The sequence below is a fragment of the Mesorhizobium sp. M1396 genome (assembly GCF_040317725.1).
Lineage (GTDB): Bacteria > Pseudomonadota > Alphaproteobacteria > Rhizobiales > Rhizobiaceae > Mesorhizobium.
Genome location: NZ_JAMYLA010000008.1, coordinates 113044 through 127742, shown reverse-complemented (window position 1 = coordinate 127742; position 14699 = coordinate 113044). Strand labels below are relative to the sequence as shown.

General features: G+C 62.5%; 17 protein-coding genes. 14 read left to right on the top strand and 3 right to left on the bottom strand.

The genetic code is table 11. The annotated features are described in order from the left end of the window. The first annotated feature begins 118 nt into the window (after positions 1-118). Both NKH02_RS07410 and NKH02_RS07405 read left to right on the top strand, forming a co-directional pair. Positions 119-883 carry a TlyA family RNA methyltransferase gene (locus tag NKH02_RS07410; protein ID WP_352870335.1) on the top strand — a complete coding sequence of 255 codons (765 nt, stop codon included), beginning with the start codon at positions 119-121 and terminating at the stop codon, positions 881-883. Next, on the top strand, positions 880-2121 hold the full coding sequence (locus NKH02_RS07405; RefSeq protein WP_352877575.1) for a class I SAM-dependent RNA methyltransferase: 1242 nt from the start codon (positions 880-882) through the stop codon (positions 2119-2121). Before NKH02_RS07410 ends, NKH02_RS07405 begins: the two co-directional genes overlap by 4 nt. A 197-nt stretch (positions 2122-2318) precedes the next feature. Here NKH02_RS07405 and tldD read toward each other — a convergent pair whose 3' ends face one another. Beyond that, a complete protein-coding gene (gene tldD / locus NKH02_RS07400; protein ID WP_352877572.1) occupies positions 2319-3731 on the bottom strand; it encodes a metalloprotease TldD in 1413 nt (470 codons plus the stop codon). A 201-nt stretch (positions 3732-3932) separates the two neighbouring features. Further along, the gene (locus NKH02_RS07395) at positions 3933-4457 is read right to left on the bottom strand and encodes an invasion associated locus B family protein (RefSeq protein ID WP_352870332.1); all 525 of its coding nucleotides are present in this window, start codon (positions 4455-4457) and stop codon (positions 3933-3935) included. Positions 4458-4833: 376 nt separating this feature from the next. Between NKH02_RS07395 and coxB the strand changes: the two genes are divergently transcribed. From coxB to rnhA, 12 genes are all read left to right on the top strand, one after another. Next, positions 4834-5733 carry a cytochrome c oxidase subunit II gene (coxB, locus tag NKH02_RS07390; protein WP_502913788.1) on the top strand — a complete coding sequence of 300 codons (900 nt, stop codon included), beginning with the start codon at positions 4834-4836 and terminating at the stop codon, positions 5731-5733. A 37-nt stretch (positions 5734-5770) separates the two neighbouring features. Further along, positions 5771-7423: a cytochrome c oxidase subunit I gene (ctaD, locus tag NKH02_RS07385; protein ID WP_023759128.1), complete on the top strand. Its 1653-nt coding sequence runs from the start codon at positions 5771-5773 to the stop codon at positions 7421-7423. Positions 7424-7499: 76 nt separating this feature from the next. Then, on the top strand, positions 7500-8444 hold the full coding sequence (locus NKH02_RS07380; RefSeq protein ID WP_352870331.1) for a heme o synthase: 945 nt from the start codon (positions 7500-7502) through the stop codon (positions 8442-8444). Next, complete coding sequence (locus tag NKH02_RS07375; RefSeq protein ID WP_023759130.1) at positions 8441-8608, top strand: cytochrome c oxidase system small membrane protein; 168 nt, start codon at positions 8441-8443, stop codon at positions 8606-8608. The genes NKH02_RS07380 and NKH02_RS07375 overlap by 4 nt, the downstream gene beginning before the upstream one ends. Beyond that, on the top strand, positions 8608-9240 hold the full coding sequence (locus NKH02_RS07370; protein WP_352877568.1) for a cytochrome c oxidase assembly protein: 633 nt from the start codon (positions 8608-8610) through the stop codon (positions 9238-9240). The genes NKH02_RS07375 and NKH02_RS07370 overlap by 1 nt, the downstream gene beginning before the upstream one ends. Before the next feature lies 1 nt (position 9241). Continuing rightward, a complete protein-coding gene (locus NKH02_RS07365) occupies positions 9242-10123 on the top strand; it encodes a cytochrome c oxidase subunit 3 (protein ID WP_352877567.1) in 882 nt (293 codons plus the stop codon). 92 nt (positions 10124-10215) lie between these two features. Beyond that, positions 10216-10380: a L,D-transpeptidase family protein gene (locus NKH02_RS07360; RefSeq protein WP_352877564.1), complete on the top strand. Its 165-nt coding sequence runs from the start codon at positions 10216-10218 to the stop codon at positions 10378-10380. Positions 10381-10404: 24 nt separating this feature from the next. Beyond that, positions 10405-10791 (top strand): DUF983 domain-containing protein, encoded by a 387-nt coding sequence (locus NKH02_RS07355; RefSeq protein WP_352870403.1) that lies wholly within the window; start codon positions 10405-10407, stop codon positions 10789-10791. After that, on the top strand, positions 10788-11543 hold the full coding sequence (locus NKH02_RS07350) for an SURF1 family protein (RefSeq protein WP_352877561.1): 756 nt from the start codon (positions 10788-10790) through the stop codon (positions 11541-11543). The genes NKH02_RS07355 and NKH02_RS07350 overlap by 4 nt, the downstream gene beginning before the upstream one ends. An 89-nt stretch (positions 11544-11632) precedes the next feature. After that, entirely contained in the window at positions 11633-12643 is a 1011-nt protein-coding gene (gene ispH / locus NKH02_RS07345; RefSeq protein WP_352870327.1) for a 4-hydroxy-3-methylbut-2-enyl diphosphate reductase, read from the top strand. A gap of 5 nt (positions 12644-12648) precedes the next feature. Continuing rightward, positions 12649-13626, top strand: a complete 978-nt coding sequence (locus NKH02_RS07340; RefSeq protein WP_352877558.1) for a homoserine kinase — start codon at positions 12649-12651, stop codon at positions 13624-13626. Next, on the top strand, positions 13623-14153 hold the full coding sequence (rnhA, locus tag NKH02_RS07335) for a ribonuclease HI (RefSeq protein ID WP_352877554.1): 531 nt from the start codon (positions 13623-13625) through the stop codon (positions 14151-14153). The genes NKH02_RS07340 and rnhA overlap by 4 nt, the downstream gene beginning before the upstream one ends. A gap of 51 nt (positions 14154-14204) precedes the next feature. Here the strand turns inward: rnhA and NKH02_RS07330 are convergent, their stop codons facing one another. After that, a complete protein-coding gene (locus tag NKH02_RS07330) occupies positions 14205-14681 on the bottom strand; it encodes a DUF2938 domain-containing protein (protein ID WP_352877552.1) in 477 nt (158 codons plus the stop codon). Between the last annotated feature and the right edge of the window lie 18 nt (positions 14682-14699).

Here is a 14699-nt window from a genome sequence, read left to right as displayed (position 1 = left end):
CTCGCCGTCGTCTCAAGCCCAATGCTTGGCATGGTGGTAGGGATGGGAGACGAAATGCTTCCCGTCGATGCCGGGCTAGTGCCCTTGCCATCGTCGTCCGCTTTCGCCATGAAGGCCGATGACTTCACCTCTGCCAGCCAGCGCACGCCAGCGGCTCGACGACTTGCTCGTTCAGCGCGGGCTGTTTGCCAGCCGCTCGCGCGCCCGCGACGCGGTCGAACGCGGCACGGTGACTGTCGACGGCGTCCTTGCCCGCAAGCCCGGTCAGAGCGTTTCGCCGCAATGTCTCATCGCCATCGATGATCCGGCGCAAGGCTATGTGTCGCGCGCGGCGCTCAAGCTGATCGGCGGGCTCGACCATTTCGGCCTCGATCCCGCCGGCTGTGAGGCGCTCGACATCGGCGCCTCGACGGGCGGCTTCACCCAGGTTCTGCTGGAGCGCGGCGCTGCCCACGTCACCGCCATCGATGTCGGGCATGGTCAGGTGCACCCTGATGTCGGGGGAGATCCGCGTGTGACGGTGATCGAAGGTCTGAACGCACGCGATCTCACCGTCGCCGATCTTGGCGGCCGTATTCCGGATTTCATCGTTTCCGACGTCAGCTTCATATCGTTGAAACTGGCGATGCCGCCGGCGCTTGGCCTTGCGAAAGCTGGCGCCAAGGCCATGTTTCTGGTCAAGCCGCAATTCGAGGCTGGTCGCGAAGCGATCGGCAAGGGTGGTCTGTTGAAAGATCCCTACAACGCCTCCCGTGTCGCCGGCCTGCTGCAGGATTGGCTGGACGCCGTTCCCGGCTGGCGCGCGCTCGGGCTGCATTTGTCGCCGATCGAGGGCGGCGACGGCAATCGCGAATTCCTGCTCGGTGGGATCAAGGATCGATGAGCGCGCGCTTCAGCATCAGGAAACTTGGCGCCCAGGGCGACGGCATCGCCGAGACCGAGACAGGCGATCTGTTCATCCCCTTCACACTGCCCGGCGAAACGGTCACCGCCGCGCGCGAAAGGGATCGCGCCATGCTGATGGCGGTGCTGGAAGCCTCGCCGCTGCGCATCGATCCCGCCTGCCGCCATTTCACCGAATGCGGCGGCTGCGCCCTCCAGCATTTCGAAGCCGAAGCCTATCGTCAGTGGAAACGCGAAAAGGTGGTGCACGCGCTGAAGGGCAAAGGCATCGATTGCGAGATCGGCGAACTGGTCGCCTGCGCGCCGCACACGCGCCGCCGTGTCGTGCTTGCCGCCCGGCGCACCGACACGGGCATGCTGCTCGGCTTCTATCGGCATCTGTCGCCGGAGATCATCTCCATCGAGGAATGCCCGATCTCGCTGCCGAAGATCGTCGCCGCGCTCGATCGCTTGAAGGCACTCGCTGAATTGGTCTGCGCCACCACCAAATCGTTCCGCATGGCGGTCACCGTGACAGGTTCGGGGCTCGATGTCGCGGTCTATGAGTCAGGCAAACTGGGCGAGAACCAACGTCGGGTCGCCTCCAACTTCGTCATGGCCCGGGGATTTGCCCGGCTTTCGATCGACGACGAGATCGTCATCGAACCCAAAAAGCCGGTGGTTATGTTCGGCGGCGTGGCCGTCGCCATTCCACCGGGCGCCTTCCTGCAGGCGACCGAGGCCGCCGAACAGGCGATGGCCGATATCGTCGGCGGACATCTGAAGCATGCCAAGAAGGTAGCGGATCTTTTCGCCGGTTGCGGCAGCTTTGCCTTGCGGCTAGCGACCAAATCGGAAGTCCATGCGGTGGAAGGTGATGCGGCGTCCCTTTCGGCACTCGACCGGGGATCGCGCTTCGCGACCGGGCTGAAGCGGGTGACGGGCGAACGCCGCGACCTGTTCCGCCGACCGCTGACATTCAAGGAATTGAATGCCTTCGACGGCTTGGTGTTCGACCCCCCACGGGCGGGCGCCGAGGACCAGTCGAAGCAGATCGCCCGTTCGGATGTTCCCTACGTTGCCGCGGTGTCCTGCAATCCGGTGACGCTCGCGCGGGATTTGCGCATCCTCATCGACGGCGGTTACACCTTGAAAAGCGTCACCCCGATCGACCAGTTTCTGTGGTCGCCACATGTCGAGGCGGTGGCGCTGCTGGAGAAGCCGAAACGGCGACGGTAGATCATTCGCTGGTTTGGCGACGCCGTGCTTCCGCGAGCACGCCCGTTTCCATTTCTCTCAGTGTTTTCGACTTGCCTCTGTTGGGCAGCGACCCGAACACATCCTCCGGTCGCGTTGGGGGAAAGACCGGAGCAGGCCGTGTGACCTGATCGTCGGTTGAATTGGAGGCAACGGACTTTTCTCCAGTGGCCATCGCATCAGACCCTGGTGCCGCCGACCGTCATCTGATTCATGCGCAGATGTGGCTGGCCGACGCCGACCGGCACGCCCTGTCCGGCCTTGCCGCACATGCCGATGCCGGTGTCGAGCTTCATGTCGTTGCCGATCATCGAAACGCGATGCATGGCATCCGGACCGTTGCCGATCAGCATGGCGCCCTTGATCGGCTGCGTCACCTTGCCGTTCTCGATCATGTAGGCCTCGGTACAGCCAAAGACGAATTTGCCCGACGTGATGTCGACCTGGCCACCGCCGAAGGACACGGCATAGATGCCGTTCTTGACCGAGGCGATGATTTCGTCCGGCTCCATGTCGCCCGCCGTCATATAGGTGTTGGTCATGCGTGGCATCGGCTGGTGGGCATAGCCTTCGCGCCGGCCGTTGCCGGTTGCCTTCATGCCCATCAGCCGGGCGTTTTGGCGATCCTGCATATAGCCGACCAGCTTGCCGTCCTCGATCAGCACGTTGCGGGCCGAAGGCGTGCCTTCGTCATCGACCGTCAGCGAACCGCGCCGCTCGGGCATGGTGCCGTCGTCAACGACGGTCACTCCCTTGGCGGCGACCTGCTGGCCCAGCAGGCCGGCGAAGGCCGAGGTCTTCTTGCGGTTGAAATCGCCTTCCAGCCCATGACCGACAGCCTCGTGCAGCATGACGCCCGGCCAGCCGCTGGACAACACGATGTCGAAGGTGCCGGCCGGCGCTGGTATCGCCTCGAGATTGACCAGGGCTTGCCTGAGCGCCTCCTTGGCGGCGTGCTTCCAGCTGTCCTCGACCAGGAATTCGCCAAAGGCCTTGCGACCGCCCATGCCGTAGGAGCCGCTCTCCTGGCGGTCGCCATTGCCGACCACGACAGAGACGTTGATGCGGACCAGCGGCCTGATATCGCGCACCACATGGCCGTCGGCGCGCACGATCTCGACATGCTGCCAGGAGGCGGCGAGCGAGGCCGAAACCTGGCGCACGCGCGGATCCTCGGCGCGCAGCCAGGCGTCGATTTCCTGCAAAAGCTTTGCCTTGGCCTCGAAGGAAGGCGAGGGGATCGGGTTCTCGTCGCCATAGAGATGGCGGTTGGTGCGGGCAGGTGCGGCGGCCAGCGTGCCGGAATAACCGCCCTTGACGGTTGAAACGGCGTCGGCCGCGCGCAGCAGCGAGGCCTCGGAAAGATCGCTGGAATGCGCGTAACCGCTGGCTTCGCCGGCGACGGCACGCAGGCCAAACCCCTGGTCGGTGTTGAAGTTGGCGGTCTTCAGCCGGCCATTGTCGAACATCAGCGCTTCGCTTTCGCTGTATTCGAGAAACAGTTCGCCGTCGTCGGTACCATTGATGGTCTCGGCGACGATCTGCTTGATGCGATCGTCTGAAATGTCGAATTGGCCGATCAGGCTGTTCATGGCGCGTCCGTTCACAGGAGGAATGGGTCTTTGCCACGATGTAGGCGCGAAGGCGCGTCGAGACAATCGTCCCGTCGCATTGCGAAGACAAATGCGTTCCGCCGACAGCTTCTCGACGTCACTCCTGGTTGATGAAGTCCTTGATGTCGCTAGCCATTGAATCCCAGTTGCAGAGCTGGGTTTCCAGCGAGTGCTAAGCTGTCAGGGCAGGGCGGCGAAACCGTCGGCGAAGCCCTTGAGATCGACGGGGATGCCGATGCCTTCTTCCGGGGTCTGGAAAACGATGAAGGTGGCCGACGTGCCGGTCTTCAGCGTGTCGAGCAGCGGCTTTTCGAGAATGACCTCGGCATAGCAGCCGTCCTGGAAGCAGCGCACGAAATAGGCGCGGCCGATATCCTTGCCGTCGACATTGAGGCCGAGCCCGTTGGGCAAAAGCACGCCGAGCGGCGCCAGCACGCGCAGGATCTCCGCCTTGTTGTCGGCGGTGCGCAGCACGACGACCGACAGCCCCATCTCCGGACGATCCTCGGCGACGACGTTCTGCATCATCACGCATTGTTCCGACGTGGCGCCAGCTGGCGTGTCGCAAATGATCGACCATGCACCGTGCGTCGAGCGGACGGTGCCGCTCGGCTGCGCGGCAGTGGCCGTGCCGGGCAGGCCCGTCGTGGACAAGGCGGCGAGAAAGATGACCTTCGCCAAGGTTCTCGAAAGCCAAGAGTTCATGACGGCTCCATTGCGAATCACGGCACTTTAAGCCGCGCCAAAGCCAAGTAAAGGATGAGACCGCAACCGGTCTGCCCTGAAAAGGCCAATCCGGCGCTTTTCCCTGCCAAATTCGCCCGAATTGCGACGCCCGGTACGAGCGGCCCGCAGGAATGCAACCGTTGGCCCAACATAGGCGATTCGGGGCCGCCGCCGCTGCCTTCAAAGGCGCATCCGGGCTTGCGCGCAAAAATGCCGCACGGTTTTGCCCGCTCCTTTCTTGCGGAGGGAAAAAGAGTATGGTTTGAACCAACTTGAGACAGTCGGGATTCCCGTCCCGGCGTTGTTCGTTATTCTCGTGGGTACAGCTGCGAGGAACTGGGAGACGATGAGGGCGATGAGAAATTTCCTGGCAAACGCCAAGTTTCCAGCAAGTGCCAAGCTTCTAAGTGCTTGTGCCGCTATCACGTTTTTCGCCGGCACTTCCGCCCATGCCGACCAGCCAAAGAACTGGGAGACAACCTTCCAGGCGCCGGCGACGGACATGATGCGGCAGATCGAATGGTTCGGAAATTACACGATGTGGTTCATCGTCCCGATCACCATCCTGGTGCTGCTTCTCCTCGCCTATTGCATCGTGAGATTCCGCGCCAGTGCGAACCCGGTCCCGTCCAAGACCAGCCATAACACGCTGATCGAGGTGATCTGGACTGTCGGCCCGGTCGTCGTTCTGCTCTGCCTCGCCATTCCCTCGTTCCAGCTGCTGACCGCGCAGTACACGCCGCCGGAAGAAGCAAAGCTGACCGTCAAGGCGACCGGCAACCAGTGGAACTGGGACTACGAGTACCAGACCGAGAACACGCTCTCCTTCAACTCCGCGATCCTCCAGGACACCGACCGCACCGCCGCCGGCAAAGAGGACCGCAAGGAATATCCGCGCCTGCTGGCCGTCGACAACGAGATGGTGGTGCCGGTCAACACCATGACCCGCGTGCTTGTCACCGCGACCGACGTCATCCACTCCTTTGCCATGCCGTCGTTCGGCATCAAGATCGACGCCATTCCGGGCCGCACCAACGAGACCTGGTTCAAGGCGGAGAAGGAAGGCCTCTACTACGGCCAGTGCTCGCAGCTCTGCGGCAAGGACCATGCCTTCATGCCGATCGCCATCCGTGTCGTCTCCGATGCGCAGTTCAAGGCCTGGCTGACGGCGGCCAAGACCGATCTGCCCGGCGCCAACAAGACGCTGATGGCCGAGGTCGACGGCCAGAACAAGGTAGCGGCCGCCGGCAACTGATGCCGCGGCCAGAAAAGATCAGGGAACGGAGCGGAACATGGCAGACGCTGCAGCTCACGACGGGCACGACCACAAGCCTTATCACGGCTGGGTGCGCTGGGTCTATTCGACCAACCACAAGGACATCGGCACGCTCTACCTGATCTTCGCGATCATGGCCGGCATCATCGGCGGTGCCCTGTCGGTCGCCATCCGCATGGAGCTGCAGGAGCCCGGCATCCAGATCTTCAGCGGTCTGGCGCAGATGGTCTACGGCATGAACGGTGACGCCGCGATCGACGGCGGCAAGAGCATGTACAATGCCTTCGCCACCGCGCACGCGCTGATCATGATCTTCTTCATGGTCATGCCGGCGCTGATCGGCGGTTTTGCCAACTGGATGGTTCCGATCATGATCGGCGCGCCCGACATGGCGTTCCCGCGCATGAACAACATCTCCTTCTGGCTGCTGCCGCCGGCCTTCATCCTGCTGCTCACCTCGATGTTCGTGCCGAGCGCGCCGGGAGCCTTTGGCGTCGGCGGCGGCTGGACGCTTTATCCGCCGCTTTCGACCTCGGGCCAGCCCGGACCGGCGATGGATCTGGCGATCCTGTCGATCCACATCGCCGGTGCGTCGTCGATCCTTGGCGCCATCAATTTCATCACCACCATCTTCAACATGCGCGCGCCTGGCATGACGCTGCACAAGATGCCGCTGTTTGCCTGGTCGGTGCTGATCACCGCCTTCCTGCTGCTGCTCTCGTTGCCGGTTCTGGCCGGCGGCATCACCATGCTGCTCACCGACCGCAATTTCGGCACGACCTTCTTTGCTCCCGATGGCGGCGGCGATCCGATCCTGTTCCAGCACCTTTTCTGGTTCTTCGGTCACCCGGAAGTCTACATCCTGATCCTGCCGGGCTTCGGCATCATCAGCCACGTCATATCGACTTTTTCGAAGAAGCCGGTGTTCGGTTATCTCGGCATGGCCTACGCCATGGTCGCGATCGGCGCCGTCGGCTTCATCGTCTGGGCCCACCACATGTACACGACCGGCCTGTCGCTCGACACGCAGCGTTATTTCGTCTTCGCCACCATGGTCATCGCGGTGCCGACGGGCGTGAAGATCTTCTCCTGGATCGCGACGATGTGGGGTGGGTCGATTTCGTTCAAGACGCCGATGCTGTGGGCGCTGGGCTTCATCTTCCTGTTCACCATCGGTGGCGTTACCGGCGTCCAGCTGGCCAATGCCGGTCTCGACCGCTCGCTGCATGATACCTATTTCGTCATTGCCCACTTCCACTATGTGCTGTCGCTGGGCGCGGTGTTCGCCATCTTCGCCGGCTGGTACTACTGGTTCCCGAAGATGACCGGCTACATGTACTCGCCGGTCATCGCCAACACCCACTTCTGGGTCACTTTCGTCGGCGTCAACCTGATCTTCTTCCCGCAGCATTTCCTCGGCCTCGCCGGCATGCCGCGCCGCACGATCGACTATCCGGACGCGTTTGCCGGCTGGAACTACGTGTCGTCCATCGGCTCCTATATCTCGGCCGTCGGCGTCCTGATCTTCCTCTATTGCGTGTTCGAGGCTTTCCAGAAGAAGCGGATCGCCGGTGCCAACCCGTGGGGCGAGGGTGCAACGACTCTCGAATGGCAGCTGCCTTCGCCGCCGCCTTTCCACCAGTGGGAACAACTGCCGAAGATCAAGTAAGGCGGCTGCCCGCTCGAATACGAAACCGCCGGTACGCCGGCGGTTTTGGCCAACGGAATAATGGACTTAAGTACGCATGGCCCTTGTCGACGACCCATTGATTGACGAAGCGGGCTTTCGCATGTCGGAAGCAACAGCGGGCGATTTCTTCGCCCTGCTGAAGCCGCGTGTCATGTCGCTGGTGGTGTTCACCGCCTTTGTCGGCATGGTCGCGGCACCCGTGACCATCAATCCGCTGCTGGCCGTGATCGCCATCCTGGCTATTGCCATTGGTGCTGGCGCCTCGGGCGCGCTCAACATGTGGTACGACGCCGACATCGACGCGGTGATGACCAGGACCGCCAGCCGTCCGGTGCCGTCCGGTCGCATCCAGCCGCACGAGGCGCTGAGCTTCGGTCTGGTGCTGTCGGTGCTGTCGGTGATGACGCTCGGCGTGCTGGTCAACTGGCTGGCGGCAACGCTGCTGGCCTTCACCATTTTCTTCTATGCCGTCGTCTACACGATGTGGCTGAAGCGCTGGACGCCGCAGAACATCGTCATCGGCGGTGCCGCGGGCGCCATTCCGCCGGTGATCGGCTGGGCCGCGGCGACCGGGACGGTCAGTCTTGAAAGCATTGTCTTGTTCCTGATCATTTTCCTGTGGACGCCGCCGCACTTCTGGGCTCTGGCGCTGTTCAAGTCCGAGGACTACGCCAAGGCCGGTATCCCGATGATGCCGAACGTCGCCGGACACGCTTCGACCCGTCGCCAGATCTTCGCTTACGCGTTGGTTCTGGCCCCCGTCGGTGTGCTGCCCTGGCTGCTTGGCTACACCACGCCGGTCTATGGCGTGGCCGCCGCGCTGCTCGGGGTCGGCTTTGTCTGGTATGCCTGGAAAGTGCTTGGCATGGCCGATGACGACCGAGTCATGAAACCGGCCAAGGCTCTGTTCGCCTATTCGCTGCTATATCTCTTCGCCATCTTCGCTGCCTATCTGGCCGACAGCGTCGTCGAGCGCGCGCTTGCCATGAGCGGAGCATGACCATGATCGAAGAAAAGCTCGAACTGGTCACGCTGACCGAGCGGCAGAGGAAGGCCAGACGCAACCGTTCGGTCGCCATCGGCGTGGCGTTGGCTGTGCTGGTCGTCATTTTCTATATCGCGACGATCGTGAAGTTCGGCCACAATCTGTCAGGCACGATGTGATGAGCGTCGAGACGTCTAAAAGGCCTGCCGGGAAGAGCGGCAACGTCGTCGTCGCAGCCGTCTGCCTTGCCTTCTTCACCGGCATGATCGGCATGGCCTATGCCGCGGTGCCGCTCTACAAGATGTTCTGCCAGGCGACAGGCTATGGCGGCACGACGCAACGTGCCGAGAAGCAGTATGCCGGCCGTGTGCTCGACCGTGAGATCACCGTTCGCTTCGATGCCAACATCGCCGGCGTGCCGTGGGACTTCCAGCCGGTCCAGCGCTCGATGACGATGAAGATCGGCGAGACGGTGCAAGCGCACTACAAGGCGACCAACAAGTTCGATCGCCCCGTGACCGGCCGCGCCACCTTCAATGTGCAACCGGAACTGGCAGGGCCCTATTTCAACAAGGTCGAGTGCTTCTGTTTCACCGACACGACGCTGAAGCCCGGCGAGACCCTGGACATGCCGGTCCTGTTCTACGTGGATCCTGACATCGTCAACGTGCCGGAACTGAAGGACGTAAAGACGATCACTCTGTCCTATACGATGTTCCCGGTCGAGAAGAACAAGCCGGTAGCGTCGTCGGAGCCGGTTCAAGGCAAGAGCAAAACAATTTCGAATACCGAAGCAAATCTCGGGGGTTGATATGGCAGACGCGCACGCAAAACCACAGCATGACTATCATCTCGTCGACCCGAGCCCGTGGCCTTTCCTGGGATCGGTAGGAGCGCTCGTCACCGCCTTTGGCGGCGTCTGTCTGATGCAATATCTGAAGGGCGGCAGCTTCCCGATTTTCGGCCTCAACATCGCCAATCCGTGGCTGTTCTTCATCGGCATCGTGATCGTCCTCTACACCATGTTCGCCTGGTGGTCGGACACGATCAAGGAAGCGCACGAGGGCCATCACACGCGCGTCGTGTCGCTCCATCTGCGCTACGGCATGATCATGTTCATCGCCTCGGAGGTGATGTTCTTCGTTGCCTGGTTCTGGGCCTATTTTGACGCCAGCCTTTTCGCCGGCGAAGCCCAGCAATACGCCCGCACCGCGTTTACCGGCGGCGTCTGGCCGCCGAAGGGCATGGAGGTTCTCGATCCCTTCCATTTGCCGCTCTACAACACCGTCATCCTGCTCCTGTCAGGCACCACGGTAACCTGGGCGCACCACTCGCTCATCCATGGCGACCGCAAGGGACTGATCAACGGGCTGGTGCTGACCGTCGGCCTCGGCATGCTGTTCACCATGGTGCAGGCTTATGAGTACATGCACGCTCCGTTCGCCTTCAAGGATTCCATCTATGGCGCCACCTTCTTCATGGCGACTGGCTTCCACGGTTTCCATGTCATCATCGGCACCATCTTCCTGGCTGTCTGCCTGATCCGGGCGATGAAGGGTGATTTCACCCCAAAGCAGCATTTCGGCTTCGAGGCGGCCGCCTGGTACTGGCACTTCGTCGACGTGGTCTGGCTGTTCCTGTTTGCATCGATCTACGTGTGGGGATCGGTCGGCGCGGTGGTCGAAGCCCACTGATCTAGCTTTTAGGATTTCGATTTGGGGAGGGGCGGCCGCGGCGACGTGGCCGCCTTCTTCTTTCCGGCGCAATGATCGCCGATCGATGGACGATGCGGCCGACACTTCCCTGCCATCTGCGCATTCATGCTCACGATGTTGCCGAGCTGCTTCAATTGGTCGACTGGACCGACGGCTGCATTGCGGTTACGGACTCCGACATGGACGAAATCTGGGCAATGGTGGCCGATGGCACACCGATCGAGATCGAGCGGTAAGCAATGAGCGACGACGACGCTTCAATGGGTGAAGATAGGGCGATCTGGCCGCCGGTCGACCCGATTTCGGCCGGCCTGCACGGCCGCTGCCCGCGCTGCGGCGAGGGGCGGCTGTTTTCCGGTTTCCTCACCGTCGGCAAGCGCTGCGTCAATTGCGGCCTCGACTATTCCTACGCCGATGCCGGCGATGGACCGGCGGTTTTCGTCATCCTGATCATCGGCTTCCTCATTGTTGGTCTGGCGCTCTGGGTTGAAGTCACGCTGAGCCCGCCGCTGTGGCTGCATCTGCTGGTCTGGATCCCGCTGGCTGTCGTGTTGTGCCTGACGGCGCTGCGGTTGATCAAGGGCGTTCTGCTCACCCTGCAATACCGCAACAAGGCGGCCGAGGGGCGGCTGGATCGCGGCGAATGAGCGAGGCGTCCATCAAAGCCGGTGGCCGCTCGCGGCCACGGACGGCATTGCTGTTCGGCCTTGGTCTGGCGCTGTTCCTGATCCTGCTGGCGCTCGGCACTTGGCAGGTCCAGCGCCTGTACTGGAAGGAAGGTCTTCTCCAGACCATCGACCAGCGCACCCATTCAGCGCCACGGCCGCTAGCCGAAATCGAGAAAGAATTCGCCGCCACCGGCGACGTCGACTACACGCCGGTCACCGTCACCGGCACGTTCCTGCATCAAGGCGAACGGCATTTCTACGCGACCTGGGAAGGCGAAGCCGGCTTCAACGTCTATACGCCGCTTGGCCTCGACGATGGCCGCTTCGTCCTGGTCAATCGCGGTTTCGTACCGTACGAGCTGAAGGATGCCGCCAAGCGCGCCAAGGGACAGGTGACGGGCAGGGTGACGATCATGGGCCTTGCCCGCAATCCGCTGCCGGCAAAGCCGTCGATGATGCTTCCCGACAATGATGTGGCGAAGAACATCTTCTACTGGAAGGACCGCGACGCGATGGCGGCGAGCGCCGGGCTGCCGGCGGGCGCCGCGCTGGTGCCGATCTTCATCGATGCCGACAAGACGCCAAATCCAGGCGGATTGCCGGTTGGCGGCGTCACCATCATCGATCTGCCGAACAGCCATCTGCAATATGCGATGACCTGGTATGGCCTTGCCGCGGCACTCGCCGCCGTGCTCATCCTGCGGCTTCGCCGTCCCGCGAAAGAGGAATGAACGCGCCCGACGCCCCCTCTCTCTACCGATGCCCTTGACAGGGCGGGGGTAGGCACCTCATTTCGGCTCTGATCAACCGGCCTGGATTCATGCTTCAAGCAACGACCAAACCACCCCTGACGATCCGGCTTTGCCAGCCGCGCGGTTTTTGCGCCGGTGTCGACCGTGCCATCCAGATCGTCGTGCTGGCGCTGAAGAAATATGGCGCGCCGGTCTATGTCCGTCACGAGATCGTGCACAACCGTTACGTCGTCGAGGGACTGCAAAGCCTTGGCGCCGTCTTCATCGAGGAGCTCTCCGAGATCCCGGCCGAACACCGGCAGTCGCCAGTCGTGTTCTCGGCGCATGGCGTGCCGAAGTCGGTGCCGGCGGATGCCCAGGCGCGCAACCTTTTCTATCTCGATGCCACCTGCCCGCTGGTGTCGAAGGTCCACAAGCAGGCAATGCGCCATCAGCGGCTTGGCAGGCATGTGCTCTTGATCGGTCATGCCGGACATCCCGAGGTGATCGGCACCATGGGGCAACTCCCGGACGGCGCGGTGACGCTGATCGAGACAGAAGCCGATGCGGCAAAGCTCGCGCCCGCCGACCCGCGGGCGCTCGGTTTCGTTACCCAGACCACGCTGTCGGTCGAGGACACCGCCGGCATCATCCGCGCCTTGCAGGATCGCTTTCCGGCCCTGCAAGCGCCGGCGGCGGAATCGATCTGCTACGCCACCACCAATCGCCAGGAGGCGGTCAAGGAGACCGCGGCTGGCGCCGATCTCTATTTGATCGTCGGCGCGCCCAATTCCTCCAATTCGCGGCGGCTTGTCGAAGTGGCGGAACGTGCCGGCGCCTCGATGTCGCTTCTCGTGCAGCGCGCCGCCGAGATTCCGTGGAATGACATCGCCAACATTTCGACGCTTGGCCTGTCGGCCGGCGCGTCGGCGCCCGAAATCATCGTCGACGAGATCATCGATGCGTTCCGGCAACGCTTCGATGTCACGATCGATCTGGCCATCACGGCCACGGAAACGGAGGATTTTCCGGTCATGCGGGTACTGCGCGATGTCGAACTGACGCGGGCCGACATGGCCTTCGTCAATGGAGCCGCGTAAGGCACATGGCGGTCTACACCGACGTTGCGGAAGGCGAACTTGGCGCGTTCCTGAAGCACTATCCGGTCGGCGAGCTCCTGTCCTACAAGGGCATCGCCGAAGGCACCGAGAACTCGAACTTCCTGCTGCACACCTCTAGTGGCTCCTACATCCTGACGCTTTATGAAAAGCGCGTCGAGAAGGCGGATCTGCCGTTTTTCCTCGGGCTGATGAGCCATCTCGCCAACAAGGGCGTGTCCTGCCCGCTGCCGGTGACCGCGGATGACGGCAGCGTCATCGGCACGCTCGCGGGCCGGCCGGCGGTCATCATCACCTTCCTCGAAGGGCTTTCGCTGCGGCGGCCGACAGCAACGCATTGCGCCGAGGTCGGCAAGGCGCTGGCGCAATTGCATCTAGCTGGTGCCGATTTTTCGATGACGCGTCCGAATGCGCTGGCCATAGACGGCTGGCGCAAGCTCTGGAACGCGGCGCGCGATCGCGCCGACGAGGTCGAGCCGGGCCTAGCGGCCGAGGTCGATGCCGACTTCGCCGATTTCGAGCGGAACTGGCCGAAAGACCTGCCGCAAGGCATCATCCATGCCGATCTTTTCCCGGACAACGTCTTCTTCCTCGGCGAAAAGCTGTCCGGCCTGATCGATTTCTATTTCGCCTGCGACGACCTTTATGCCTACGATGTCGCCACCTGCCTCAATGCCTGGTGCTTCGAGAAGGATTTTTCCTTCAACCTCACCAAGGGCAAGGCGTTGCTTGCCGGCTATCAGAGCGTGCGTCCCCTAAGCGACCAGGAGAGGGCGGCGCTGCCGATACTGGCGCGCGGTTCGGCGCTACGTTTCATGCTGACCCGGCTGTACGACTGGCTGACTGTTCCGAATGGCGGGCTGGTGATGAAACGCGATCCGACCGAGTATATCCGCAGGATGCGTTTTCACCGGGCCATCAGATCTCCTTCGGAATATGGATTGGCCGAATATGGGGTGTCATGAGCAAACAGGTTGAGATTTTCACCGACGGCGCCTGTTCGGGCAATCCCGGCCCCGGCGGCTGGGGCGCGATCCTGCGCTTCAACGGCACCACCAAGGAGCTTTCCGGCGGCGAGGCCGAGACGACCAACAACCGCATGGAACTTCTCGCCGCCATCTCGGCGCTGAACGCGCTGAAGGAACCTTGCTCGGTCGAGCTTCACACCGACAGCAAATATGTCATGGACGGCATTTCCAAGTGGATCCACGGCTGGAAGAGGAACGGCTGGAAGACCGCCGACAAGAAGCCTGTGAAGAACGGTGAACTCTGGCAGGCGCTCGACGAGGCCAACAGGCGCCACAAGGTCACCTGGAACTGGGTCAGGGGCCATGCCGGCCATACTGAAAACGAGCGCGCCGACGAACTCGCGCGCGAGGGCATGGCACCGTTCAAGAAAGGCCCGTTCAAGCCTGCGGCAGCGCCAAAGCCAGCCGCGCAGGCAACACAGCCGGCCGTCGCAAAGGTGCGGCGTTCGACCCAGAGCTATTGATTCCGGGAGCCGGACGGCAGTTTTACCGTTTCCGTGAAACGGTGAACTGCTCTAACGGATCAACAACGCCGTGCCATACAGCCCGAGCGCGAACACCGTGTGCGATACCAAATTGAGGGCACGGATTTGCATCGGATTGGGCCGCTTCGAGGCCGCCCAGCCGGCGCCCAGGCCGGGCGCCAGCAGGAACCAGCCGGCGCCGACGGTGACGATGCCGAGGATAAAGGCTGGCAGGAAGGTCGGCGCTGCAAGCCAGCCCGCTCCGGCCAGCACCACCAGGATGATGCCGTAGACCATGCCGACAAAATAGTGGAAGGCCCAGCCCAGCGCCTTTTCATGCGCGTAGGGGACTGCATTGCCGATATCGTCGTGGAAGACTTTGTCGCGGAGATGCCAGACCCAGCGACCGACCGGCCCCCAGTTCGGCCGTGGCTGGCCGAATGCCTTGTGGAGGAAGATGGCCCACAGGTCCATCGCCACGGTGGCGCCGATGCCAATCGCGATAGCGCGCCAGAAGATGTCAAACATCGCTAAGGTCTCCCCAGA

Coding starts and splice junctions, on each gene's coding strand:
- NKH02_RS07360 (WP_352877564.1), top strand. CDS start 10,216: ATGCGGCCGACACTTCCCTGCCATCTGCGCATTCATGCTCACGATGTT.
- rnhA (WP_352877554.1), top strand. CDS start 13,623: ATGAGCAAACAGGTTGAGATTTTCACCGACGGCGCCTGTTCGGGCAAT.
- NKH02_RS07350 (WP_352877561.1), top strand. CDS start 10,788: ATGAGCGAGGCGTCCATCAAAGCCGGTGGCCGCTCGCGGCCACGGACG.
- NKH02_RS07340 (WP_352877558.1), top strand. CDS start 12,649: ATGGCGGTCTACACCGACGTTGCGGAAGGCGAACTTGGCGCGTTCCTG.
- NKH02_RS07405 (WP_352877575.1), top strand. CDS start 880: ATGAGCGCGCGCTTCAGCATCAGGAAACTTGGCGCCCAGGGCGACGGC.
- NKH02_RS07375 (WP_023759130.1), top strand. CDS start 8,441: ATGACCATGATCGAAGAAAAGCTCGAACTGGTCACGCTGACCGAGCGG.
- NKH02_RS07370 (WP_352877568.1), top strand. CDS start 8,608: ATGAGCGTCGAGACGTCTAAAAGGCCTGCCGGGAAGAGCGGCAACGTC.
- coxB (WP_502913788.1), top strand. CDS start 4,834: ATGAGAAATTTCCTGGCAAACGCCAAGTTTCCAGCAAGTGCCAAGCTT.
- NKH02_RS07330 (WP_352877552.1), bottom strand. CDS start 14,681: ATGTTTGACATCTTCTGGCGCGCTATCGCGATTGGCATCGGCGCCACC.
- NKH02_RS07355 (WP_352870403.1), top strand. CDS start 10,405: ATGGGTGAAGATAGGGCGATCTGGCCGCCGGTCGACCCGATTTCGGCC.
- NKH02_RS07380 (WP_352870331.1), top strand. CDS start 7,500: ATGGCCCTTGTCGACGACCCATTGATTGACGAAGCGGGCTTTCGCATG.
- ispH (WP_352870327.1), top strand. CDS start 11,633: ATGCTTCAAGCAACGACCAAACCACCCCTGACGATCCGGCTTTGCCAG.
- NKH02_RS07410 (WP_352870335.1), top strand. CDS start 119: ATGACTTCACCTCTGCCAGCCAGCGCACGCCAGCGGCTCGACGACTTG.
- tldD (WP_352877572.1), bottom strand. CDS start 3,731: ATGAACAGCCTGATCGGCCAATTCGACATTTCAGACGATCGCATCAAG.
- NKH02_RS07365 (WP_352877567.1), top strand. CDS start 9,242: ATGGCAGACGCGCACGCAAAACCACAGCATGACTATCATCTCGTCGAC.
- ctaD (WP_023759128.1), top strand. CDS start 5,771: ATGGCAGACGCTGCAGCTCACGACGGGCACGACCACAAGCCTTATCAC.
- NKH02_RS07395 (WP_352870332.1), bottom strand. CDS start 4,457: ATGAACTCTTGGCTTTCGAGAACCTTGGCGAAGGTCATCTTTCTCGCC.